Raw genomic sequence first — 22694 nt, 5'->3', positions numbered from 1 at the left:
TTTCCCGAGGTGATGAAGGTGGAGCCGTCAGCGTACGTGACCCTCGACGCTCGACCTGACGGAGGTCGAGCGTCGCGACCAGTCGTCTTTCACGATGTTGCGTTCCATCGTTCAGGCGGCGTCACTTGACGAGCAGGTCCGTCCGTCCATCTTTCTTCAGCAGCTCGATGTAAGTCGGGAAAAGCTTCGTTTGCGCGTTAATGGCTTTGGCCACGATTTTCATGTTCCCTTCCATGCCGATGTCGCCCCTCATCACAGCCATGGTCAGATTGAGGTCGCCCTGCCAGAAGCGGTTCGCATATTCGCCAGTCATCCGGAAGGTGCAATCTGCCTTGCCGTCCGCTGCGCCGGGAACGGCGGTCAGGTTCGGCATGTCGATGATCATGGAGCCGTCGGGTTCGGTGGTGAGGATCTCGAAGACACCCGGGATGTTCGAGAGCTTCTCGAACAGGTCCGGGTCACTCTTCGCGTTTTCGAAAGCCATGCCGATATACTTGTACAGTTCCTCGGCGGTCGGTGTTGCGGACATCTGTTGGTTGTTCCTCTCGTGACGGCCGTGACACGACCGGGGCGGCAGCAAAGTTGCCCCTCCATTGGAGCGGGCACTGCGACAAACCAGATATGTGGCCTGGGTCGCAACTTAGATTAGGAGTGGGCCGTGGCGCTCACTAGGACCACGACGACCGGTGGCGGTATTGTCACGCCACTCGGAGCTCTCGGGCAGGAACGCGCTTACGCGGTCGACATCAACGCAATGAACCGAAGAACCGTAATCGGGTGTGCGATCAGCCCCTTGACGATGAGCTCCCTGCGGAGGATTGCGCGGATCACAGCCATACCCTGCCTGCTGAAGAAGCCTGTCGGAATCAGCCCGCCCGCCCGCATCCTCAGCTGTGACACGGCCATCAGCTGATCGCCCGTCGTGTCGATCACGGTGACACTGGGTAGCCCGGCTATATCGTTCAGAACCAAGGCCTTGTCGGATCCGAAGAGAATTGTGCATTCTGTCCCGGATCCGCCTTCGCGCACTGCAATCGGCCGTGTCATTCGAGCGGCTATCTTGCGTCGTCCCGGGAAATTGTCAAAATTCTCTTGAAGTAGAAGTGCGGTCAACGATGCCATGCCGTTGGGATCACCATCAGCGTAAAATGTGCACTTGTACAGGTATTCCGTTGTTTGTGTCATGCGGGGAGCCTTTGCAGAGTTGATTAGCTGGCCAAGTCGTCCATGGTCGATGCAAATCGCGGGTTCGGCGTTTCGATATCGGAACGCTTGCCGACATGGGAAGTTCCGAAACTATCCCGATAGTCGCTCGGCGACATGGACAGAGAAGCTTTGAACTCGCGACCGAAATGGCTGGCGTCGTAATATCCCCAACGGTGGGCGATAGACCCGATCGGGAGACTGGTGGCGACGACATCGCGGCGGGCACCGGCGAGTCTCTGCATACGAACGACCGATCCGACTGTGTCTCCCGTCAGGGAGAAGGCTCGATGCACCGTACGGCTCGAGACATTGAATGCCTTGGCCATGTCGACCACGCGGATCGGGCCACCGCGTAGGTGTTCCTTGATCCACCCCTCGAGCTGTGACCGCAGGGCCGGAAGCAGGGCCGGTCCGTCGAACGCCGCGCAGGTGTTGCTGCGGATCACCCCGGCCACGAGCGTGAGCAGCGCGTCGCGCGCGGCGTCGACCTCGGCGGGGTCCATGGACGTGATGTGGGTGCCCATGCTGTCCACGAAGCTGATCAGCAGGCGCGTCAGCGGACGAGATTGGTCGAGTATCAGGCAGTCGGGAATCGCACCGCCGGTGTCATAAGGGGCGAGGGCCGCGAACGGGATGACCACGCTTCGCTTCCGGAGCCCGCTCGACACAGTGGAGGAGTACGCCACTCGAGTCGTCGAAATGAGGGCGGTCCCGGCTTCCATGCGCGCGGTTCCCGAATCCAATTCGAAGACTTGACTGCCCGCCGACGCGGTGAGGAGCATCAGCGCCTCAGTTTCCGTCGTCTCGACCAGTCGCTTCGTGCGGACGAGTTTCAGCTCGGGGCACTCCCATTGGGTCACCTTGATATCGCTGACGTCGAGGGATCGGAACATCCCGTGGTCGTCCTCGTCCGAGTCGGCCGAGAGGTGGACGCCCATCGGCACCAGCCGGCTCGCCATCGCCCGCTCCCACGCTGCCCGGCGGTCCCGGCGCTCGACCTGGCGAAGGTCGAGCGTCGAGACCGAATTGTCCGTCACGAGGCGGTGTTCCATCGTTCGAACAGCGCGATCACACGAGTAGGTCTGCCCGGCCGGCGTCCGTCAGCAGCTTGATGTACGTCGGGAAAAGTTCCTTGGCTGCCGGAATGGCTCTGGCCAAGGTGGCCATCTTCCCTTCGATGCCGATCGCACCCGACGTCACCGACAAGAGGAGATTCAGGTCGCCCTGCCAGAAGCGGTTCGCGTATTCACCCGTCATGCGGAGGGTGCAGTCCGACTCTGCGTCAGCGCTGCCCTGGACGGCGGTCATGCCCGGGATGTCAATGATCACGACGCCGTTGGGCTCGGTGGTGACTACCTTGAGTACCCCCTCGGTGCCCGATAGCTTCTCGACGAGCTTCGGGTCGCTTTTGGCTTGTTCAAACGTCAGTCCGATGAACTTGTACAGGTCCTCGGCACTGGGAGATGGGGACATTCTTGTGATTCCTCTCGTGACGGCCGTGACACGACCGGGCGGCAACGACGTTGCCTGTGAACTCATAGTGAAAGGTTCGGATGTGTTGACGCTGTTGGGTAGTCGAATTGTCCGGCGGCATCTGCGCAGACGGCCACCCTCGACGCGGCTCTAGCCGCTAGACCAATTCCCACTCGACGGCGGCGTTCAGGCGCGCCCATTCCCGCTCCGCATCCGAATCTCCGGGCGGAGGCTTGATCCCATTGGTCCGCCACAGTTGGATCGGGGTTTCATCGATATGGATCTCCCAGCGGAAACCGCGGTCCTTGACGTGGGGTGCGATTGCGTCCTCGAAAGCGGCCATGGTCATATCCCGGAAGTCGTCCGACTCCGGCATACGGCGGGCAATGTGATCGATCGTGATGCGGACGAAATCGTTCGCCGGTTCCCCGCCGATCCAGATGGAGTCGGCCGGCTGGTCGTGAAACACGACCACGACGTAGAACCGCGGCAGCCCCGCGAAGTCCACGTAGGTGTCGGTGATCGCGTCCGTGAACGCCTTCTTCTGTTCCTTGCTGTACGCACCTTCGGGCACGTAAATCTTCCACATCGGCATGTCGTTCTCCCTGTCCTTCAAAGCTGGCAACCTGGCCATCGGTGTGGTCTAAGCCACAACCAAAGATTACGAACGCCACGTCCCCGTCAATAGGACCAGGGCGACGGGCAACGGTATTTCTACGCCCGAGAACCGCGCCGACGAGGTATGCCGATAACGCGCACAACGGCCGGTCCAGGCGAACTTGCCCGGATCCGGCCGTTGAAGAACTGTTAATTATTTCGATGTAAGTACGTCGGCAATGTGGCCGGCGTCTCGTTGATTCATGCTGCGCGAGAGGATGATACCGCCAACTCGATCACGCAAACCTTGTCGTGTCGAGAAGGCTTGCGGTGCAGGCGTGGATCGAGAGTCACCTCGACGCGGAAGTCAGTAGAGAGACTCGAGGAGCGCGGCGTCGTAGGGATCGGCATCGTTCAGGCGACCCGCGAGCGCTTTGCGAGCCCACTCGGGGTCGGCGATCAGCGCACGGCCGACTGCAACGAGGTCGAATTCATCGCGTTCAGCACGGTCGAGTAGTTCAGCGATGTCCGCGACCGCAGACTGTGTTGGCCTGCCATCAGGCCCGGCGAATTCCTTGTCCAGACCGACGGAGCCGACCGTAACCGATGCTTTACCAGTGACTTTCTTGGCCCAGCCAGCGAGATTCAGGTCGCTACCTTCGAACTCCGGAAGCCAGTAGCGGCGAGTAGAAGCGTGGAAAACATCGACACCGGCGTCGGCCAGCGGCGCCAAGATTGCCTCCAGTTCCGTGGGCGTATGGGCGATACGCGCGTCGAACTGTCCCGACTTCCACTGCGACAGCCGGAAGAAGATAGGGAAACCGGGTGTGACTGCCGCCCGGACGGCCTCGACGACCTCGGCGGCGAAGCGAACCCTGGATGCGAGGTCACCGCCATAGGCATCGGTACGCCGATTGGTCCGTTCCCAGAGGAATTGGTCGACGAGGTAGCCGTGGGCACCGTGCAGTTCCAGACCGTCGAATCCTAGGTCCTGGGCGGCCGCAGCCGCGGTGGCGAAGCTTCCGATGACGTCATCGATATCAGCGGCACTGAGTGCAATTCCGTGGGGCACACCATCGAGGGCCAAACCGGAAGGACCCACGGGCGGCGCTGTGCTGATGGGTCCAGCTCCTTCGGTGCGAGTAGAGCCCACGTGCCAAAGTTGGGGAATTATCTTTCCTCCGGCCTGGTGCACAGCCGACACCACATTCCGCCAACCGGCGAGGGCTTCGCCGCCCCAGAAGCGTGGGACCCGCTCGCTGGTGCCTGATGAGGCGTGCTGCACCAACGTCCCCTCGGTGATGATCAGGCCGACGTCCGCGGCAGCGCGACGCGCGTAATACTGGGCCACGTCATCGCCGGGGACTCCGCCCGGCGAAAAGTACCGCGTCAGCGGCGCCATGACGATGCGGTTGGGTACTACCAGGTCACCAACACTGAAGGGGCGCCCGAGAACCTGCGCTGTCCGCACGACACCACCTGGGGTTGTGGTCACGTCTTTCCTCCTGAGAATCCGAAGATGCCGGCTAGGCATGCAAGAAATGACCGTATCAGTTTTGGTCATTTCACACCATGCACCATTTCATCGCCCACCTCACGAGCGACTATGCACACTCGCTGTCTCGGCGCACTACGATTCGGAGGTTCGGGCCCGCTGACGGGCCCTGTGCGCACGCAGGTTTTCCGGGTTTCCGCACAGCTTGGCGGAATGCCACACCGCACTGTTATTGCGCGAGGAATCGTAGAAAGTCGCCCCGCAGCGCGCATTTCGGCAGATCTTGAGTCGGCGCCACGCGCCCGCCTGTTGGGCCTGGAAGACCTCGAGCAAGACCACAGCGGCGAAGTACCGCCACCCTTGGCCACGGGGCTCGAGAACCGCGTGTCCACCGCGATCGAGCCGTATGGCCGCCGCCGCGACATGAACTGCCGGTGCATCGTAGCCACCGCCGCCAACGCGCGGCTCGAGTAGCTGCAGCAATTCGGAGCGCAGCCCGACGAGTTCCTCCAGGTCATGGGCAGCGAGACGGACCGGCGCAGGCGACTGCCCCGATCGCGCCGCCCAGGTCGCCAGCGCTCGATCGAGCCAGGCCTGTGCGTCAGAAAGGCTGCCGAGTAGGTCGATCTCTCGCGGGCGTCCGGTCGAGATCGTGTTGACGAAGTCGTGCACCAGCGCAAACCCGGCCGGCGCCGGCGCAATCTCGTACCGCGCGCAGGCAGACCACGTCAGAGCTGAGCCTTCTCCGGGCTTGTGTTCCATTGACATGACTGTAATCGGTTAGGTCACTCGTTCGATACCCCATCGAGACGACGCTTTTTCACCCTGCGCTCTTGACGGTCTGGTCTAGACGCCCTAGTCTAAAGCGCATTCGGTCGGGCGGGGATTGCAGTGCATCGTCGCCCGCGCGGCGGCGCACTTCGAATGCCGAACGCGTGGCCATCGACACCGGCTCAGTGCACTCCATCGGCCGCGCGGCCGCATTTTCGGCGAATGTGTAGGTCCACCGCCAGCCGCACCATATTTGCGCACCAAACCTCGAAGGAACAAGATGTCCCTCATTACCGATACGGTGGAGCCTGGCATTCGCCTGTTGACAATCGACAGACCAGCCAAACGCAACGCCTTCGATATCGAAACCTATGTTGCACTGGCCGAGGGCATTGTGGAGGCCGACCGCGACCACGAAGTACGCGTCATCGTCATTACGGGTAGTGGTGGCGTTTTCACCGCCGGCAATGATCTTGTCGATTTTCGGGATCAGCCCGATTCGATGGCTGCATTCGATCTTCTGCGTACCTTGGTCGTGACAGAGAAACCGATTGTCGCGGCAGTCGAGGGATTTGCGGTCGGCATCGGGGCGAGCATGCTCCTGCACTGCGACTTAGCTTTCGCGGGCAGTTCGACCGTCTTCTCGCTGCCGTTTGTCACTCTAGGCCTGACCCCTGAAGGCGCCACAACGCTTGTGTTGCCCCGTATCGCCGGTGTCAAACTGGCCACCGAGTTGCTGATGCTCGGGAAGAAATTTACCTCGAAGCGGGCAGAAGAGACCGGTCTCATCAACCGCGCAGTCGCCGACGGGACCGCACTTGCTGTTGCCCTCGAGACCGCAACTTCTCTTCAGGAACTGCCCACCGAATCGGTGCGCATCACCAAACGCCTTCTCCATCGCGACCGACTCGAGGTCCTCCAGGTAATCGACGAGGAAGCAGAGTTTTTCCGAAAACGGTGCCATTCAACAGAAGCCAAGGCTGCAATTGCGCATTTTCTCAATTGATTCGTGGCCGGCTCCCCCGGCGGCGATAAATAGCCGACAAGAGCTCGCCCTTGGGTGGGCAGCATTTCAGTCCAACAGAAGGAGCGAAGAGAATGCCTGAATCGACGATCGAAGCCGGCGTGAAGTCCAGCACTGTCACCACCGAGGTACGCGGAAACGTGCTGCTGATCGGCCTGAATCGGCCCGACAAGAAGAACGCGTTGACTGGGGAGATGTTCTCGGCCCTGGCCGACGCATACAAGCGTTACGACAGCGATGACGATTTGCGCTGTGCCGTGCTGTACGGCGAGGGCGGGGTGTTCTGCGCCGGCGCGGATATGACGCAGCTGAAGGAACTCGTCGAAAGCGGCGCGCTGGTCTACAACGAAGGAGAGTACGACCCCTTCGGAATGGAGGGTTCTCGGTTGTCGAAGCCGTTGATCACTGCTGTTCATGGGATGTGCTTCGCTGGCGGACTCGAGCTCGCTCTCGCTGGTGAGTTCATCGTCGCCGCCGAGGGCACGCTGTTCGGCCAGCCAGAGGTTCTGCGCGGTGTCTTTGCGTTCGGCGGTGGTGCGGCGCGATGGGCCGAGCGTGTCGGCTATGCCAATGCGCAACGGTACCTGCTCACCGGCAATCACTTGAATGCGACGGAAGCGCACCGGATCGGCCTGGTGCAAGAGGTCGTTCCGGCGGCCGAACTCTTCGATCGCGCCCTCGGGTTGGCCAATGAGATCGCAGCAGCAGCGCCGATGGGAGTGCATCACTCGCTTGCCGTGTCCCGCATTGCAGCCGCTGAGGGAACTACGGCCGCATTCAAGGCAGTTCCTCAGCTGCGGTCCGAGGTCGTCGGAAGCAGCGATGCCGCCGAAGGCGTCGCGTCGTTCCTGGAGCGCCGGGCCGGCGTCTACACCGGCAACTGAGTCGGAACGCACCGGCCGACAACATCAACATCTAAGGACAGAAGAATCATGAGAGAAGCAGCAATCGTCTCGACGGCCCGCACACCCATCGGAAAGGCGTATCGCGGCGCGTTCAACAATACTCATAGTGCGACGTTGGGCGGCCACGCCGTCGAGCACGCGCTGAAGAAGGCCGGACTCGAGCCCTCTCGCGTCCAGGACGTCGTGATGGGAGCCGCCCTCACGACCGGAGTGCAGAGCGGTGATATCGCGCGTCAGGTCGCGATCCGCGCCGGAATTCCCGTCACTACACCGGCAATCACCGTCAGCAAGTTCTGCACGTCGGGGTTGGAAGCGATTGTCGCGGGTTCCTACCGGGTGCTCCAGGAGGGGCTCGATGTAGTCGCCGCCGGTGGCGTCGAATCGATCAGCCAGATTCAGGTCCCGGGCTACGAGTTCATGATCGAAGAGCCGTGGATCAGGCAGAACAGGCCTGACTACTACATGCACATGATCGAAACGGCCGAGGTGGTTTACGACCGATACGGCGTGAGCCGGGAGTCTCAGGACGAGTTTTCGTTCCAGAGCCAGCAACGCACAGCCGCCGCTCAGGCCGCAGGTCTGCTGGACGACGAGATCGTTCCGATGGAATCGGTCAAGCGAGTCGTCGACAAGGAAACTGGCGAGGAATCGTTCAGTACCGTCACCCTCGCACACGATGAAGGCAACCGGCCCAGCACCACATTGGAGGGCCTGCAGACCCTGAAGCCGGTGATGCGTGCCGATGGATGTGTCACGGCGGGTAACGCCAGCCAGCTCTCCGATGGTGCGTCGGCGGTCATCGTGATGAATCGCGACACCGCGGAGAAGGAAGGTATCGAGCCGCTCGGATACTTCCGTGGCTACACCAGTGTCGGCGTCGAACCCGACGAGATGGGCATCGCACCCGTGTACGCGGTACCGGCATTGCTGGATCGGTTCGGCCTGAGCGTCAACGATATCGGTCTGTGGGAGCTCAACGAGGCCTTCGCGGTTCAGGCGGTCTACTGCCGTGACAAGCTGGGCATCCCCGACGAACTCCTCAACGTGAACGGTGGCGCCATTTCGATCGGCCACCCCTACGGCATGAGCGGAGCCCGCATGGCGGGACACGCCCTGATCGAAGGCAAGCGGCGCGGCGCGAAGTACGTCGTCGTGACGATGTGCGCCGCGACCGGCCTGGGTGGTGCCGGTCTGTTCGAGGTTGCCCTGTAATCGGCACAGCTTGATTTCGAAGTCGGCTCACTGGCCGCACCGAGTCTTGCGGCGATCCGGCTGTCGACCCGCCGGATCGCCGCGAACCCAAGTCCCGTGCTCTCCTCAGTACGGGAAGGTCGGGAAGGTGATTTTCACACCGACCGCGGAGACCTGAACCATCCTTGTCTAGACTGGATGGTCTAGGTCTTTTCGATCGGGACAGGTGGGTGCCACTATGCGGGAGTCGACGACAAAGCACGACAGCCGGAAACCAGAAGGCGAGCGGCGCAACCGCAAAGACCTCCCACACAAAGAGCGACTGCTCCGACAGGGCATGAGCGAGTTCTATGCCCACGGTTTCAGCGGCACGACCGTCGATGCCCTACTCCATTCGACCGGCGTTCCGAAGGGATCGTTCTACCACCACTTCGGATCCAAAGAGGCGTTCGGCCAAGCTGTTCTGGAGCGATACTGTTCCTTCCAGATGGACTTGCTCGCCTCCTGGGCAGTGCGCCCCGGACTCGGCACGGTGGAGAAACTGACCGGCTATTTCGACGCAATGGCCGACGGTTTCATCGACTCCGGGTTTCAACGGGCGTGCTTGGTCGGCAAATTCTCCACCGAAGTAGCCGCCACTTCCGAGTCCTTTCGGCACCACCTCGACGAGGACCTTCGAATCTGGCACTCCAGCCTCTGCGACATCCTCACTCGAGGCCAAGCCGACGGAGATGTCCGGGCCGATCGGAGTCCCCAGGAACTGGCCGACGCACTCCTCGCCCTGATTCAGGGCGCGTTCGTGGTGGCGCTGTCGACCCGCAATGCCGAGTCACTCCGGTCCGTCTGCGCGACCATCCCGGTCATCCTCACTTAACCCATCGCGATCGGCGTGTGGACGCGGCCGGTGACATCTGGCGCCGGGTGCGTCACCCGGCACCGGAAGGGCCCGCACGCGCGACCGAGCCATTTCTCGACACATCACTGTGGTTGACACATTGCCGCATGTGTCTCAGTATCGATACATGACCGCTAATGTGTCGAACAGCGTGTCCTTCGTGCCGAGGTCGGGTGACTCGTGGCGCCACCCGTGGCAGATGTATGCGCAGTTACGGGATCACGATCCTGTGCACAACGTCGTTCCTGAGGACCACTCGGGGCACGACTACTGGGTGCTGTCCCGGTACGCGGATGTCTACGCTGCCGCGAGGGACGCGGGCACGTTCTCCTCCGCTTCCGGACTCACCACCACCTACGGCGAGCTGGAGAAAATCGGGCTGCAGGACAACCCTCCCTTGGTGATGCTCGACCCGCCCGATCACACCGCGTTCCGGCGGCTGGTGTCGAAAGGTTTCACACCACGCCAGGTCACCGCAGTGGAGCCCGCCGTCCGGGAATTCGTGGTGCAGCGGATCGAGCGGCTCCGCGAGATCGGCGAGGGCGACGTGGTGAAGGAGCTGTTCAAACCCTTGCCCAGCATGGTCGTCGCCCACTACCTCGGGGTTCCCGAAGAAGACCGGAACCGGTTCGACGGCTGGACCGAGGCGATCGTCGCGGCCAACGCCCAGGGCGACACCCTGAACGCGACCGATGCGATCACCGAGTTGATGACGTACTTCTCCACGCTGATCGAGCGTCGTCGCACCGAACCCGAAGACGATACGATCTCCCACCTCGTCGCCGGCGGGATGGGCGCCGACGGCGACGTGGAAGGTTTGCTCTCGATCCTCGGATTCGCCTTCACGATGGTGACGGGCGGCAACGACACCACCACGGGAATGCTGGGCGGGGCAGTGCAATTGCTGACGGAGCGCCGCGACCAACGGCAACTCCTCATCGACCGCCCCGAACTCATCGGCGATGCCGTCGAAGAACTTCTGCGTCTGACGTCGCCGGTGCAAGGCCTCGCCCGCACCACCACGAGGGACGTCGAGATCGAGGGCACCGTCATCCCGGAGGGGCGAAAGACGTTGCTGCTGTATGGTGCAGCGAACCGCGACCCGCGCCAGTTCGGGTCCGACGCCGAAGAGGTCGACGTGCAACGACGACCGAAGCAGATTTTGACGTTCAGTCACGGGGCCCACCACTGCCTCGGAGCGGCCGCTGCCCGAATGCAGGCACGCATCGCCCTGGAGGAGCTGCTCGCCCGCTGCCCCGACTTCACCGTCGACATCGATGCCGTCGTCTACGCGGAAGGCAACTACGTGCGCCGCCCGACGAGTATCCCGTTCACGGTGCGCGGATCGTGACCGGGGACTGGATGCGCGACGAGCGCCCCCGCGTCGCCGCCGAACGCATCCTCGATGTCGCGGCACAGTTGTACGTCGAGAACGGCATCAACGCCGTCGGGATGGCCGAGGTTGCCCGGGCCGCAGGGTGTTCGCGCGCCACCCTCTACCGTTACTTCGACAGCCGTCAGGCTTTGCAACTCGCCTTCGTCCATCGCGAGGCCCGCCGCATCGGTGCGCTGATCGCACAAGACGTCTCGGGCACCGCCGACCCGCAGAACGTGATCGTCGAGGCGATGCTCACGGCGATCCGGCTCGTCCGCCGCGACCCCACCTTGGCCGCCTGGTTCCAGTTGGGCGACTCGGGACTTGCCGCACAGATTGCGCACTCCTCGGAGGTCATCGAGTCGCTGGGCGCCGCCTTCCTCGGGCAGACGGGACTGGGTGGCGAGGAGACGTCACGCCGAGCACGGTGGCTCGTGCGCGTCATCGTCTCGCTGCTCACCGTTCCCGGAGTCGACGACGACGACGAGCGCGCCATGATCGAGCAGTTCGTCGCGCCCGTCATCGCCGGCCCGCACGAACGGGACGCTCGCTCGATCTGACGCAACGAACGTCCCGTTCGTGTGGTGGGATGGACGGACAGGGTAGGCGCGGCAGGGACAGGACATGACAGGTCCCGGGCGGACTGGAACGGAATCCGAGGGGATGTGCGCACCAACGCTTATGATGCGTCGGAACCGCTTCCCCCACCGAAGGAGCCGTGATGTGCTCACCACGGATCATGAACCACGTGTACGGAGCGATCGAGGGCCGCGGCCCGCAGATGACTCGTCGTGCCATGTTCGGGGCGTTGGGTGCAGCGGCGCTCGTAGCGCCCACGGCAGGTTCGGTGTCCGCTGCGCCCGTGCCTCAGGTGGCGCCGCCTGAGGGGCCGATCGTCGATCTCACGCACGTACTCCGGGCCGGCTTCCCGGTCTGGCCTGGCTCGCAGGGCTTCGAGATGCGAAATTTGGCGCAGATCGGCGGCGGCACGGGATCACTGGGGTCGCTCGCCCCCGGCGCGACAAGCGTGTTCTACAAGAACGAATTACGCCTCGACGAGCACACCGGCACCCACATCGACGCTCCGGCCCATGCGAGCGCGGACGGCATCACGGTCGAACAGATTCCGCCCCGCGACCTGGTGGCACCGATCGCTGTCATCGACATCGCTGCGCGTGCACACACCGACAACGACGCCCTGCTGACCCGGCAGGACATTGTGGACTGGGAGTCCGACCACGGCATGCTGCCCGAGCGCTGCCTCGTGGCGATGCACTCGGGGTGGGCGGATCGCGTGGGACAACCAGGAGCATTCGTCAATGTGGACGCCGCAGGCGTCCAGCGCACACCCGGATTCGACCCGGACGCCGTCGACTTCCTGCTCCGCGAGCGCGACATCGTCGGGCTCGGCTCCGACACCCTGAGCATCGACGCCGGGCGCAGCACCACGTTCGGCGCTCACCTCGGCGCGTTGGGCGCCGGCAAGTACGCGGTGGAAGTGCTCGCTAATCTGTCACAGATACCGCCGGCGGGTGCCACCGTCATGGTCGGCGCACCTACCCATGCCGGTGGGTCGGGTGGACCGTGCCGAGTCCTCGCCTGGATCTGAACCCCGCCGTCACCCTTGCGGTGTCACCCGGAGTACCTGGTCGGTGTCACCGTTGTCGGTGGTGACGAGCAGCGAGCCGTCCGGAGTGGGGGTGACGGAGCGGAGCCGACCGTACTGATCCTTCAGTCCGAACGTCTGAGCCGTCACCGACTGGCCGTCGGCGGCCAGGCGAAGGAAAATCAGCTGTTTCGTCTTGAGCCCGCCCATGACGAATGCGCCGTTCCACGGCCCCCAACCCGAACCGGAGACGAATGCGCCACTCCCCGTAGCCAGCGTCGTGCTGCCCGAACTCCACACCGCGGCAATCGCACCCGGTACCCGGACCGGGTCGGTCATCGGCACGGATTCGTCGTAGATGCCGGGGATACGATCCGGCTTGTATCCGTAATTGCCACCGGCGACGAGCAAGTTGACCTCGTCGTCCCGAGTTGTGCCCTGGTCGACGGCGTAGACGCGGCCCGTGCCGGGTTGCTGCGCGAGACCTTGGGCATTGCGATGGCCGAGTGTGTAGACGGGACTGTCGGCATTTGGATTTCCCGCGGCCGGTGTCCCGTCCGGGTTGATGTGAAGAGTTTTACCGCCTAACGAGTTCGGGTCCTGAGGCACCCCCGGTGCTGCGGTATCTCCCGTGCCCACGAAAAGGGTGCCGTCGGCGGCAGTCAGAATTCGGCATCCCCCATGGCGCCCGTCCTGGACTGGTATTCCGGTGAGCACCGCGGCGCCGCGGGTCAACTCCGTCCAGGCCGAGTCGACGGTCCACGATTGGATCCGGATGTCGGTGACGCCGCCACCCTGGAATCCCTGGCAGGTGTATAGCCTTCGGGACTGCGCGAAATCCGCAGCCAGCGCGATCCCCATCAATCCCGTTTCACTCTGCACATACAGGTCGGCGAGGTCCGCGGCGACCGGACCGGTCGATCCGTCGGCGCGACGGACGAAGAAACCACCCGACCGCTGGCCTGTAAGCACGGCACCGTCCGGGGCCTGCACCGCATCCCAGGGATGATCGAGTCCCTCGAGGAGCGGGGTGACGGTCAGGTCCGGGAGGGTGTCCTCCGTCGGAATTTCAGGGTCGCCGCTGCCGGACCCGAGGCTGCCCGTGTCGAACGGGAACGGCGACGGTTGCGCCGTAGCCTGCGCTGTCGGAAGACCGAGAACGGCTGTGGTAGCGAGAGCGAGGGCGGCGAGCTTGGACTGACGCACGGATACTCCTCGGGTCGACTGCGGTATGCCGGTCACTATAGGCGGGCAGAGACCCGAAGTTGATCTTGTCGGTCAGGACCGTGTTGCGCACACCAGGGCGAAGCGATCGTCCGGGTCGCTCCATGTGCGTTCGACCTCGAAACCGGCCGCGGCCAGTTCCCCCGCGATTCCGGGGAGCGTGAACTTCGCGGAAATCTCCGTGCGCATCTGCTCGCCGCGAGCGAACTCGACGTCCAGGTCGAGTGCCGCAACCCGGACGGACAGGGCGCGCTGAGCTTCGAGCCTCATCTCGATCCACTCGTTACCGACGTCCCACAGCGCTATGTGCCGAAACGCGTCCAATGGGAAGTCTGCGTCGAGCTGACCGTTCAGGACCCGCAGCACATTGAGGTTGAACTGCGCTGTCACACCGGCCGCGTCGTCGTACGCCGGGACCAGGACTGCAGGGTCGGTGACCAGTCCGACTCCGAGGAGCAGATGTTCCCCTGGCTCGAGCACGTCGGCGATTCCGGCGAGAAACTCGGCCCGCTCGCCCGGGACCATGTTGCCGAGTGTGCCCCCGAGGAATGCGATCATGCGGCGACCGCCCCGCGGAAGGTGATGCAGCGAATCGGTGAAGTCGCTGACCACGCCGTGGACGGTAAGGTGGGGGAATTCGGTCCCGATCTGCTCGGCGGCGCCCTGCAGCGCCGACACCGATACATCCTGCGGCACATACGTATGGAGGGTTCCGTGTCGGGTTCCCGCTTCGAGTAGCAACCGCGTCTTCTCGGAGGAGCCGGAACCGAGCTCCACCAGAATTTCCGGTGCCGCCACCTCGGCGATCTCCCCCGACCATTGCCGGAGCAGTTCTCGCTCGGTGCGCGTCGGGAAATATTCCGGCAACGCGGTGATCTGTTCGAACAGCTCACTTCCGCGCGCGTCGTAGAACCACTTGGGCGGCAGCCACTTCGGATTCGACGTCAACCCAACGGTCGCATCCTTGCGGAGTGCGTCCTTCAGCTGGTCCGGTTCCAGATACACCTCGAGGGTCGGTGCGGTGGTCATCAGGCTCCCATCTCGAGCGGCGTGATTATCAGATGTCCTGGGCGGGCGTACACGATGTGCCGATCCGGTACCGGCTGCCACCCGGGATCGTCGTCGAAAGGTTCGGACATGACGATTGCCCTGTCGTCGTCGACGAGCACCGACAATGAGTGATCCCAGGTGGTGGCCCACAACTCGCGGCCGTCACCGAGTAGAAAATTCAGGCGCGACTTCGGTGCGGCCGCGTCGACGGCACGAACCAGCGTGGTGAGCGCCTTCTCCGGCCCCTGCTCCGCGAGCGCTCGTTGCAGCAGTAACCACAGCGCAGCCGAATCGGTCGGCGCCTCGAGTTGCAGGAGGTCAGTCACCGGAAGCTGCTCGGCGAGCGGTCCGAGTGTCTCGGGCCAACCCTTCACCAGACCGTTGTGGCTGAACGCCCACGTCCGATCGGTGAACGGCGCGCAGGCCGTGGCCTGCACGGGCATACCCACCGTTGCCGACCTGGTCGCGGCCACCACTGCGCCGGAACGTATCTGGGGCAGCGTCTCCCGCAGTGCCGGATCGGACCACAGCGGCTGCTGGCTGCGGTAGCGGGAGAAGGCGTCCTGTCCCCACCACCCGACACCGAATCCGTCCGCGTTGATCGTTCCGCCGTGGCGCATGTCCCGCGGCGCCCACGACTGCCGCAGCAGCGAGTTCTCACCCCAGCCGATGAGCTCGCCGACGGATACATCCGGTCCCAGATATCCCAGGTGGCGGCACATATCAGCGTTCGTCCCCCGAAATATCGCGTGCACACCGGAAACCCGAGAAGATCTGCCGTCGGATCGGGTGGTCCCAGTTCCGGAACGTGCCGCGGCATGCCACAGGATCGGTACCGAACGAACCACCTCGCAATACCCGGTAATCCCCGCCGTAGAACACCTCCGAGTATTCGCGGTACGGAAACGCCGTGAATCCGGGATACGGCTCGAAGGGTGAGGACGTCCATTCCCAAACGTCACCGACCAGTTGGTGGACACCGAGGGGCGAGGCCCCCGACGGGTACGCTCCCACCACAGCCGGTCCGAGGAACCGCTGTCCGAGATTGGCCGACGAGTCGTCCGGATCGCTGTCACCCCACGGAAACCGGCGGGAGCGTCCCGTGGTGGGATCCCATCGAGCAGCTTTTTCCCACTCGGCCTCGGTGGGCAGTCGCTTGCCGTCCCACCGTGCGAACGCCTCGGCCTCGAAGAAGCAGACATGTACCACCGGTTCCTGCGGGTGAAGTGGTGCGGGCACCCCGAACACCCGGCGCCACCAAGCGCCCCGCCCGTCGCTCTCCCAGAACTGCGGCGCTTCGAGTGCCGCCTCACAGCGGTGCGCCCACCCCCGCTCACTCCACAGTTCGGGGCGACGATATCCGCCGTCATCCATGAACTCGAGGTAACGACCGTTGGTGACGGGAACGGCGTCGATTTCGAAGGCCGGCACGTACACCGAGTGTGCCGGGCGCTCGTTGTCCAACGCCCAGGGGTCGTCCGACGCGCCCATCGTGAATGTTCCAGCCGGGATGATGATTTCCTTCTCGGTCACCGGCACCCCGACACGCGGCGCGGCGTCCGCACTCAGAACCGGCGCTCCGGAACGCAGTTGATGGGTCGCGAGCATCGTCTCGGCGTGCTGCTGCTCGTGCTGGGCGATCATGCCGAAGGCGAATCCGTGTTCCTCGAGCGGCCTGCCGCGAAAGGTGCTGTTGTCGAGGACGTCCCACGCCTTGTCCCGGACTGTACGGACGTAGTGCCGCGCTTCGGCCGGATTCAGCAGTGGCAACGACGGACGGGAACGCCGAGAATGCTTGAACGCGTCGTACAACTCGTCGATGTCACTACGGACCGGTTCACGGCCTCCGACATCGCGCACGAGCCACAATTCCTCTTGATTACCGATGTGGGCGAGGTCCCAGACCAGTGGGCTCATCAGCGGTGAATGCTGCGCGACGAGGTCGGAGTCGTCCAGGCAGTCCGTCAGTCCGGCGGTTCGCCGGCGTGCACGGGTGAGTACGGCCTCAACCTTCTCGCGGGTTCCCATCAGCTCTCCTCGCCCGGAGCGTGGCCCCGGCAACATCGTTCGGCGGCGGCATCGAGAAGTCGGACGAACTCCGGGTCCGGCGAATACGACGCCGCCAGCGACAACAGAGCCGTTGCCGCTGCGCGCAATTCGAGGTCGGCCAGGCCGAACTCGGCGGCATCGTGCCAACGCTCCGACGTCGGAAGAGCGGCGGCAAGCGCCTCGGCCATGACACCCGGACCCGAGAGCAACGCGTCGATTGCCGCCACCGGCACCCGCCACAAATTCCCTGGCTGCGCGTCGAGGTAGCGCACCTCGAGGTAACCGGCGGCCCGGACGGGAGGGAACAAGGTCGTGAGGTGGTAGTCGAGATCCGCGGAAGTCGGGGAGCGTCCGATCACGTCGTCCAGTGCCCCGTCCACCCAGTCGCCGAATGTCGCCTCCGGCGGCGCAGTCCAGTCGGTGCCGTCGCCCCGGACGCACAGCAGTGGTACATCCAGTACCCAGCGAGCGTAGTCGCCGCTGTTCCGCGTTCCGGCGGTTCGAGGCGAATCGAGTTCGAGCCACGTTCGCATCCGCTGTGACGCCCACTGCCCGTCCGGCACCCCGTACAACCGAGGCGAGCACGCGAAGGCCGCGATCAGTGCAGGCCCGATTGCGTGCAGCAGCTGCCAACGCTGCTCCACGGCCGCTGGGTCCGCGCCTGCGTCGACGCTGACCTGCGTGGCCGCGGTATTGCACATCATGAGTTTCCCGTAAGGGCCGATCTCCCGGAAGCGCGACTCCATCGCGCAGTAACGCGGCGATTGAAGGAGCCGGTGGGCAGGACGGCGCGTGTCCGCCGCCTCGGAGGACATGAGAATTGCCCGGGTAGAGAGCAGATCGGTGAGAACGGCGTAGTCCGCGGAAAGGTAGTCACACAGTTCGCGAGCGGAGCGGCAGGGAGCGCTGGACAGTTCGATCTGTCCGCCCGGTTCGACAGTGACGGCGCTGCCGCCGGGGAGGGGCTCGGCTGGTGACGAAGGGTCGATGGTTCGTGGAGTGTGCGGCCCGAGGGCGTCCGCAAGAGCTGCCAGATCGGGACGCACGTATTCGGGCACCTGCGCGGTGAGCCACTCCAACTCCGCGCCGATCAGCTGCGGGGGACCCAATTTGAAGCAGACGCCGCCTATGTAGGCCTCCGCGGCAGGTCGCGACGTGACACCGACTCCCTCGACGGACTGGATCGCAGTACCCATTCCACCCTCCCTTTCGGGCGCCGCCTGAACGTCGTTATCGACGATAGAGCGCCGGGCCCACCTATGCACGTGCGAACGGCAATACTTTTCGTCAGTCCGCCGCGGTACGTTCGACACCATTCGCATTGAACAGGAGGTATCCGACATGCTCGACCTCGAGCGCGCGCGAAGGGACACCCCCGGCTGCCTCGACAAGGTGTTTCTGGACAGCGCCGGGTCTTCGCTTCCACCCACCTCGGTACTCGACGCGGTCTTCGCTCATCTGCGCCGCGAGGCCGACGTCGGCGGATACGTCGCGGCCGCGGAACGCGCTGGTGACCTCGCCTCACTGAAGACCTCCATCGGCCGGTTGATCGGCGCGAGCGCAGATACCATCGCACTCGTCGACAGCGCCACCACCGCATGGAACGACTTCTTCCAGGCGGTCCCGTTGAAGCCGGGTGACCGGGTCCTTCTCTCCGAAGTCGAGTACGCCAGCAACGCGATCGCCGTTCTTCAACGGGCACGGTCCACGGGCGCGACCGTCGACGTGATTCCGAGTGACCCGTCCGGCCAGATCGACCTCGTCGCCCTCGGAAAGCTCCTCGACGACCGGGTCCGTCTCGTGTCCTTGGTGCACGTGCCCACCAACGGCGGGTTGGTCAACCCGGTCCGCGAGGTGGTCGACTTGGCACACGCCCAGGGAGCTCTCGTGCTTCTCGACGCGTGCCAGTCCGTCGGACAGATCGCATTGGACGTGGCCGAGCTCGGCGTCGACGCGTTGTCCGCGACCGGCCGCAAGTGGTTGCGCGGCCCTCGAGGCACCGGGTTCCTCTACATCGCCGATGAACTGACCACGACCCTCGAGCCGGCGGCACTCGACCTGCACAGTGCCGAATGGACCGGGGCCGAGGACTACCGGATGGCCGCGGACGCGAGCCGGTTCGAGTTCTGGGAATGCGACGTCGCGGCCCGGCTGGGCCTGGGCGCGGCAGTGGACTATCTTCTCGACCTCGGTGTCGACCAGGTCGAGGCGGCCGTGTCCGACGGCGCCGAGTACCTGCGTTCGGGGCTGTCCGACATCGACGGCGTCACGGTGCGCGACCTCGGGACCCGCCGCTGCGGGATCGTGTCGTTCACCGTCGACGGTCTCGATCCGCGGGATGTGCGTGCGCAATTGGCGACCCGTCAGGTAACCGTCACCGCCAGCCTGCGCGGATCGACCTTGCTCGACATGAGCGCCCGCGATCTGGACGCCGTCGTGCGCGCCTCCCCACACTATTTCTGTTCCCCGGACGATCTCGATCGGGCACTCGCGGAAGTGGCAGCGCTGGCGAAGTAGTGGTTCCGGCTGGGGCTGCGACGTAATCTGGGAGCACCGACAAGCCAGGACGCGAGAAAAATGACGAATCCGGCATCGACGGCGTTGCCCCGCTTCGCCGCAGAGAAGGTCGTGCAACTGCAGACCCGCAAGCGGGATGGGACCTGGGTAGACACTCCGGTCAATCTGGTGGTGGACGGCGAAGGTGCCGTTTTCCGCACTCCGGGCAAGGCGTCGAAGAACAAACGGCTCCGCAACTTCCCCGAAGTCCGGATCCGCCCCTGTACCTGGGCAGGCAAACCGACCGGGCCGCCGGCCCAGGCAACGGCTCGTCTGCTCAGCGGCGAGGAGTCCCGCGCTGCCGGCGTGCTCATCGACAAGCGGTACCCGGTTCTGCAACGAGTTTTCGTCCACCTCGCCCACCGGCTGATGCGGACGGAAACGCTTCATTACGAGCTGACCGATGTGCGTGATCTGGAGTTATAGGCACAGCGTGAAAATCGCCTCCCACTCAGCGAGACGGCAGGTCGACTCCCGGCTATAACAGGTTACAGTTCGGATAGCCGTGCATCGTCACATCCGAGCGCCAGAGAGGACCACCCATGGCCGAACCGACTCCGATCCGCCCGCGACCCGTTTCCGAGATCGCCACGTGGGACTACGAGGCCGACGTCGTCGTCGCGGGGTACGGGATCGCTGGTGCGTCCGCGTCGATCGAGGCGGCACGGGCCGGCGCCGAGGTACTGGTCCTCGAGCGCACCAGCGGCTGGGGTGGCGCAGCCTCACTGGCGGGGGGCTTCATCTACCTCGGCGGCGGTACACCCCTTCAGAAAGCCTGTGGCTTCGAGGACTCGCCCGAGAACATGAAGAAGTTCATGATGGCAGCCCTCGGCCCCGGCGCCGACGAGGAGAAGATCGCCGACTACTGCGACGGCAGCGTCGAGCACTACAACTGGCTCGTCGAGTGCGGCGTGCCGTTCAAGGCGAGCTTCTGGGGAGAGCCGGGCTGGGAACCGCCGTTCGACGACGGCCTCATGTACTCGGGTGGTGAGAACGCGGCACCGTTCAACGAAATCGCCACACCTGCACCCCGCGGACACGTTCCGCAGATGGACGGCAAGCGCACCGGCGAGAAGGGTGGTGGCTACATGCTGATGAAGCCACTGGTGGAGGCCGCCGAAAAGCTGGGTGTGCGAGCCGAATACGACATGCGCGTGCAGACTCTGATCACGGACGACACCGGTCGGGTCGTCGGGATCATCGCCAAGCAGTACGGCAAAGAGGTCGCCGTCCGGGCCCGACGCGGCGTGGTCCTCGCCACCGGGAGCTTCGCGTACAACGACAAGATGATTCAGGCCTACGCTCCCCGCCTCATCGGCCGGCCTGGTGCCGCCATCGAGGAACACGACGGCCGGTCGATCCTGATGGCCCAGGCTCTCGGCGCCGACCTGGCCCACATGGATGCCACCGAAGTGGCGTTCGTGTGCGATCCCCAGTTGATAGTGCGTGGCATTCTGGTGAACGGTCGCGGACAGCGGTACGTCCCGGAAGACACCTATTCGGGGCGCATCGGTCAGATGACGTTGTTCCACCAGGACAATCAGGCGTTCCTCGTCATCGACGAAGCGGCCTACGACGAAGGTGTTGCCGCCACCACCGCCACCCCCTTCCTGCGCGTACAACCCAAGTGGGTCGCCGAGACCGTCGAGGAACTCGAGTCGGACATGGGGCTGCCCGAGGGTGCACTCCGATCGACCGTCGAGGTCTACAACAAGCACGCCGCCGACGGCATCGATCCCCTGCTGCACAAGAAGTCCGAATGGGTGAAGCCGATCGGCTCCCCCGTCGCCGCACTCGACCTGCGCGGGTTCACGCTGGGCTTCACTCTGGGCGGGCTACGGACCACCCTCGACTCCGAGGTACTACACGTCTCCGGGGAGCCCATTCCCGGACTCTTCGCAGCGGGCCGCTGCACGTCGGGTGTGTGCGCGGGCGGATACGCCAGCGGAACGTCGCTCGGCGACGGCAGCTTCTACGGTCGCCGGGCGGGCGTGGCCGCCGCGAAGCAGAGCTAGTCGAGCACCCGCACGCTCACGCCGTCCGCGAAACGGTAGGGCTGCGTGCTCAGCACCGCGCCGAGAGTCTTGCGCAGACGCGAGACTTCGGCGCGGACGGCCACCACGTGCTCTCGATCGCCGAACAGTGCCTCGCTGAGGGAAGCAGCATCGACACCCCCCGTCCCCGCCACCGCCAACACCCGGAGTATCTGCGCATGCCGCGGCGAGAGGGCCTGCGTCCAGTTCGCGTCTCCGCACACCGTCACCCGCGGTGACGCGCCGAGGTCGAGTTCCACCTGCAGTCCCGCGCCGTCGACCCGGCGACGCACCAGCCACCCGTCGCCCAGCGGTTCGGGCACGCAAATCCCGAGCCCGGGGACGAGGAGCGGTTTGCCCTGACTCGGCGTAGCCAGCCGCTCGGGTGCAGCGATCCCGGTCGCGCCCGCCACCCAGCCGTGCTGATCGACGACCAGAGCCGGACCACCCGCCGAAGCCAGCAACGGGGCGGCCCGTCCGCGTAACTTCTCGAGTTGCGCGGTGTGCTCGCGCCACAGGGTGGCCTCGGCGAGGCGAACCGCGGTGCGCACGAGCGCGACCGTGGTCGGATGAACCGACATTGCTGAACCGCTGATATCCACCACGCCGAGAATGTCCCCCGTGCGCGGATCGTGGACCGGCGATCCCGTGCACGACCACCCGTGATGCGACGGCGCATAGTGCTCCGCCGAAAAGAGTTGTACCGCAGCATCTTCGACGAGAGCCGTACCGATCGCGTTGGTGCCCACCGCCTGCTCCGCCCAGCGCGCGCCCTCCGTGAACCCGAGCGCATCAGCGGCTTTGCGCACTCCGCGTGACCCCTCGCGCCACAGCAGCACGCCGTCGGCATCGGCGATGACCACGATGAAGTTGGCGTCGTCGGCCACCTGCGTCAGCGTGTTACGCAGCTCGGGTAGAACGGACCTCAGCGCGGTGCGCGTCCGGCGCTCCTCGATCTCCGCGAAGTCGGCCGGTTCCACGTCGGCACAATGATCGGGGGTCACCCCACCTGCCTGCAGTCGCGACCACGAACGTGCCACCACGTCCCGCGGCATCACCGGCGGCTGTTGCCCGGACAGCACCGCGTCGTGCACCCTGCTCAGCAATCGGGCATGCCGTGACAGATCCACGCCGCTGGCCACCGCGGTCAACCGGTCGGCGCTCCGGGGTTCTGTGCTCACACCGCCGAGGCTACCCCCGGCCATGTGAGCCACACCACTAGTCCGTTAGTGGGCCGGTGGCAG

General features: G+C 64.6%; 23 protein-coding genes. 10 read left to right on the top strand and 13 right to left on the bottom strand.

The genetic code is table 11. The features are described 5' to 3' along the window. Positions 1-121: 121 nt before the first annotated feature. The 7 genes from L1080_RS02860 to L1080_RS02830 all read right to left on the bottom strand — a co-directional run bounded on the left by L1080_RS02860 (position 122) and on the right by L1080_RS02830 (position 5533). Positions 122-529, bottom strand: a complete 408-nt coding sequence (locus L1080_RS02860) for an SCP2 sterol-binding domain-containing protein (protein ID WP_250771607.1) — start codon at positions 527-529, stop codon at positions 122-124. Positions 530-732: 203 nt separating this feature from the next. After that, positions 733-1185 carry a hypothetical protein gene (locus L1080_RS02855; protein ID WP_250771610.1) on the bottom strand — a complete coding sequence of 151 codons (453 nt, stop codon included), beginning with the start codon at positions 1183-1185 and terminating at the stop codon, positions 733-735. A 23-nt stretch (positions 1186-1208) separates the two neighbouring features. Next, entirely contained in the window at positions 1209-2243 is a 1035-nt protein-coding gene (locus L1080_RS02850; RefSeq protein WP_250771614.1) for a helix-turn-helix transcriptional regulator, read from the bottom strand. Between the two features lie 31 nt (positions 2244-2274). Beyond that, the gene (locus L1080_RS02845) at positions 2275-2679 is read right to left on the bottom strand and encodes an SCP2 sterol-binding domain-containing protein (protein WP_159925127.1); all 405 of its coding nucleotides are present in this window, start codon (positions 2677-2679) and stop codon (positions 2275-2277) included. A gap of 157 nt (positions 2680-2836) precedes the next feature. Continuing rightward, positions 2837-3313, bottom strand: coding sequence for a tautomerase family protein (locus L1080_RS02840; protein WP_236603268.1), 477 nt, complete (start codon positions 3311-3313; stop codon positions 2837-2839). 330 nt (positions 3314-3643) lie between these two features. Further along, positions 3644-4771 (bottom strand): NADH:flavin oxidoreductase, encoded by a 1128-nt coding sequence (locus L1080_RS02835; RefSeq protein WP_250771617.1) that lies wholly within the window; start codon positions 4769-4771, stop codon positions 3644-3646. A 135-nt stretch (positions 4772-4906) separates the two neighbouring features. Further along, complete coding sequence (locus L1080_RS02830; RefSeq protein WP_250771620.1) at positions 4907-5533, bottom strand: CGNR zinc finger domain-containing protein; 627 nt, start codon at positions 5531-5533, stop codon at positions 4907-4909. A 289-nt stretch (positions 5534-5822) separates the two neighbouring features. Between L1080_RS02830 and L1080_RS02825 the strand changes: the two genes are divergently transcribed. From L1080_RS02825 to L1080_RS02795, 7 genes are all read left to right on the top strand, one after another. Continuing rightward, positions 5823-6548, top strand: a complete 726-nt coding sequence (locus tag L1080_RS02825; protein ID WP_250771623.1) for an enoyl-CoA hydratase/isomerase family protein — start codon at positions 5823-5825, stop codon at positions 6546-6548. Between the two features lie 92 nt (positions 6549-6640). Next, positions 6641-7450: a crotonase/enoyl-CoA hydratase family protein gene (locus L1080_RS02820; RefSeq protein WP_159925121.1), complete on the top strand. Its 810-nt coding sequence runs from the start codon at positions 6641-6643 to the stop codon at positions 7448-7450. Positions 7451-7498: 48 nt separating this feature from the next. Continuing rightward, complete coding sequence (locus L1080_RS02815) at positions 7499-8683, top strand: acetyl-CoA C-acyltransferase (protein WP_250771626.1); 1185 nt, start codon at positions 7499-7501, stop codon at positions 8681-8683. A gap of 301 nt (positions 8684-8984) precedes the next feature. Continuing rightward, positions 8985-9536 (top strand): TetR/AcrR family transcriptional regulator, encoded by a 552-nt coding sequence (locus tag L1080_RS02810; protein ID WP_374434080.1) that lies wholly within the window; start codon positions 8985-8987, stop codon positions 9534-9536. A 148-nt stretch (positions 9537-9684) separates the two neighbouring features. Then, on the top strand, positions 9685-10908 hold the full coding sequence (locus L1080_RS02805) for a cytochrome P450 (protein WP_250771629.1): 1224 nt from the start codon (positions 9685-9687) through the stop codon (positions 10906-10908). Continuing rightward, positions 10905-11492: a TetR/AcrR family transcriptional regulator gene (locus L1080_RS02800; protein WP_250771633.1), complete on the top strand. Its 588-nt coding sequence runs from the start codon at positions 10905-10907 to the stop codon at positions 11490-11492. Before L1080_RS02805 ends, L1080_RS02800 begins: the two co-directional genes overlap by 4 nt. A gap of 161 nt (positions 11493-11653) precedes the next feature. After that, positions 11654-12541 (top strand): cyclase family protein, encoded by an 888-nt coding sequence (locus L1080_RS02795; RefSeq protein ID WP_250771636.1) that lies wholly within the window; start codon positions 11654-11656, stop codon positions 12539-12541. A 9-nt stretch (positions 12542-12550) separates the two neighbouring features. Here L1080_RS02795 and L1080_RS02790 read toward each other — a convergent pair whose 3' ends face one another. From L1080_RS02790 to egtA, 5 genes are all read right to left on the bottom strand, one after another. After that, positions 12551-13744, bottom strand: coding sequence for a PQQ-dependent sugar dehydrogenase (locus tag L1080_RS02790; RefSeq protein WP_250771639.1), 1194 nt, complete (start codon positions 13742-13744; stop codon positions 12551-12553). A gap of 72 nt (positions 13745-13816) precedes the next feature. Then, positions 13817-14791, bottom strand: coding sequence for an L-histidine N(alpha)-methyltransferase (egtD, locus tag L1080_RS02785; protein WP_250771642.1), 975 nt, complete (start codon positions 14789-14791; stop codon positions 13817-13819). Beyond that, complete coding sequence (egtC, locus tag L1080_RS02780) at positions 14791-15534, bottom strand: ergothioneine biosynthesis protein EgtC (RefSeq protein ID WP_250771647.1); 744 nt, start codon at positions 15532-15534, stop codon at positions 14791-14793. Before egtC ends, egtD begins: the two co-directional genes overlap by 1 nt. Before the next feature lies 1 nt (position 15535). After that, the gene (egtB, locus tag L1080_RS02775; RefSeq protein ID WP_250771650.1) at positions 15536-16840 is read right to left on the bottom strand and encodes an ergothioneine biosynthesis protein EgtB; all 1305 of its coding nucleotides are present in this window, start codon (positions 16838-16840) and stop codon (positions 15536-15538) included. After that, complete coding sequence (egtA, locus tag L1080_RS02770) at positions 16840-18057, bottom strand: ergothioneine biosynthesis glutamate--cysteine ligase EgtA (protein WP_250771654.1); 1218 nt, start codon at positions 18055-18057, stop codon at positions 16840-16842. The genes egtB and egtA overlap by 1 nt, the downstream gene beginning before the upstream one ends. Before the next feature lie 145 nt (positions 18058-18202). On the opposite strand from egtA, the gene L1080_RS02765 reads away from it, so the two are divergent. The 3 genes from L1080_RS02765 to L1080_RS02755 all read left to right on the top strand — a co-directional run bounded on the left by L1080_RS02765 (position 18203) and on the right by L1080_RS02755 (position 21432). After that, on the top strand, positions 18203-19378 hold the full coding sequence (locus tag L1080_RS02765; RefSeq protein ID WP_250771658.1) for an aminotransferase class V-fold PLP-dependent enzyme: 1176 nt from the start codon (positions 18203-18205) through the stop codon (positions 19376-19378). 60 nt (positions 19379-19438) lie between these two features. Then, the gene (locus L1080_RS02760; protein WP_250771661.1) at positions 19439-19843 is read left to right on the top strand and encodes a PPOX class F420-dependent oxidoreductase; all 405 of its coding nucleotides are present in this window, start codon (positions 19439-19441) and stop codon (positions 19841-19843) included. A gap of 116 nt (positions 19844-19959) precedes the next feature. Further along, a complete protein-coding gene (locus L1080_RS02755) occupies positions 19960-21432 on the top strand; it encodes an FAD-dependent oxidoreductase (protein WP_250771664.1) in 1473 nt (490 codons plus the stop codon). On the opposite strand, the gene L1080_RS02750 is transcribed toward L1080_RS02755, so the two are convergent. Next, on the bottom strand, positions 21429-22655 hold the full coding sequence (locus L1080_RS02750; RefSeq protein ID WP_159925093.1) for a GAF domain-containing protein: 1227 nt from the start codon (positions 22653-22655) through the stop codon (positions 21429-21431). The genes L1080_RS02755 and L1080_RS02750 overlap by 4 nt on opposite strands. Between the last annotated feature and the right edge of the window lie 39 nt (positions 22656-22694).

The organism is Rhodococcus sp. MSC1_016 (assembly GCF_023667485.2).
GTDB classification, from domain to species: Bacteria; Actinomycetota; Actinomycetes; order Mycobacteriales; family Mycobacteriaceae; genus Rhodococcus_F; species Rhodococcus_F oxybenzonivorans.
The sequence above is the reverse complement of the archived record's forward strand: the minus strand, read 5'-3'. Positions and strand labels throughout refer to the sequence as shown.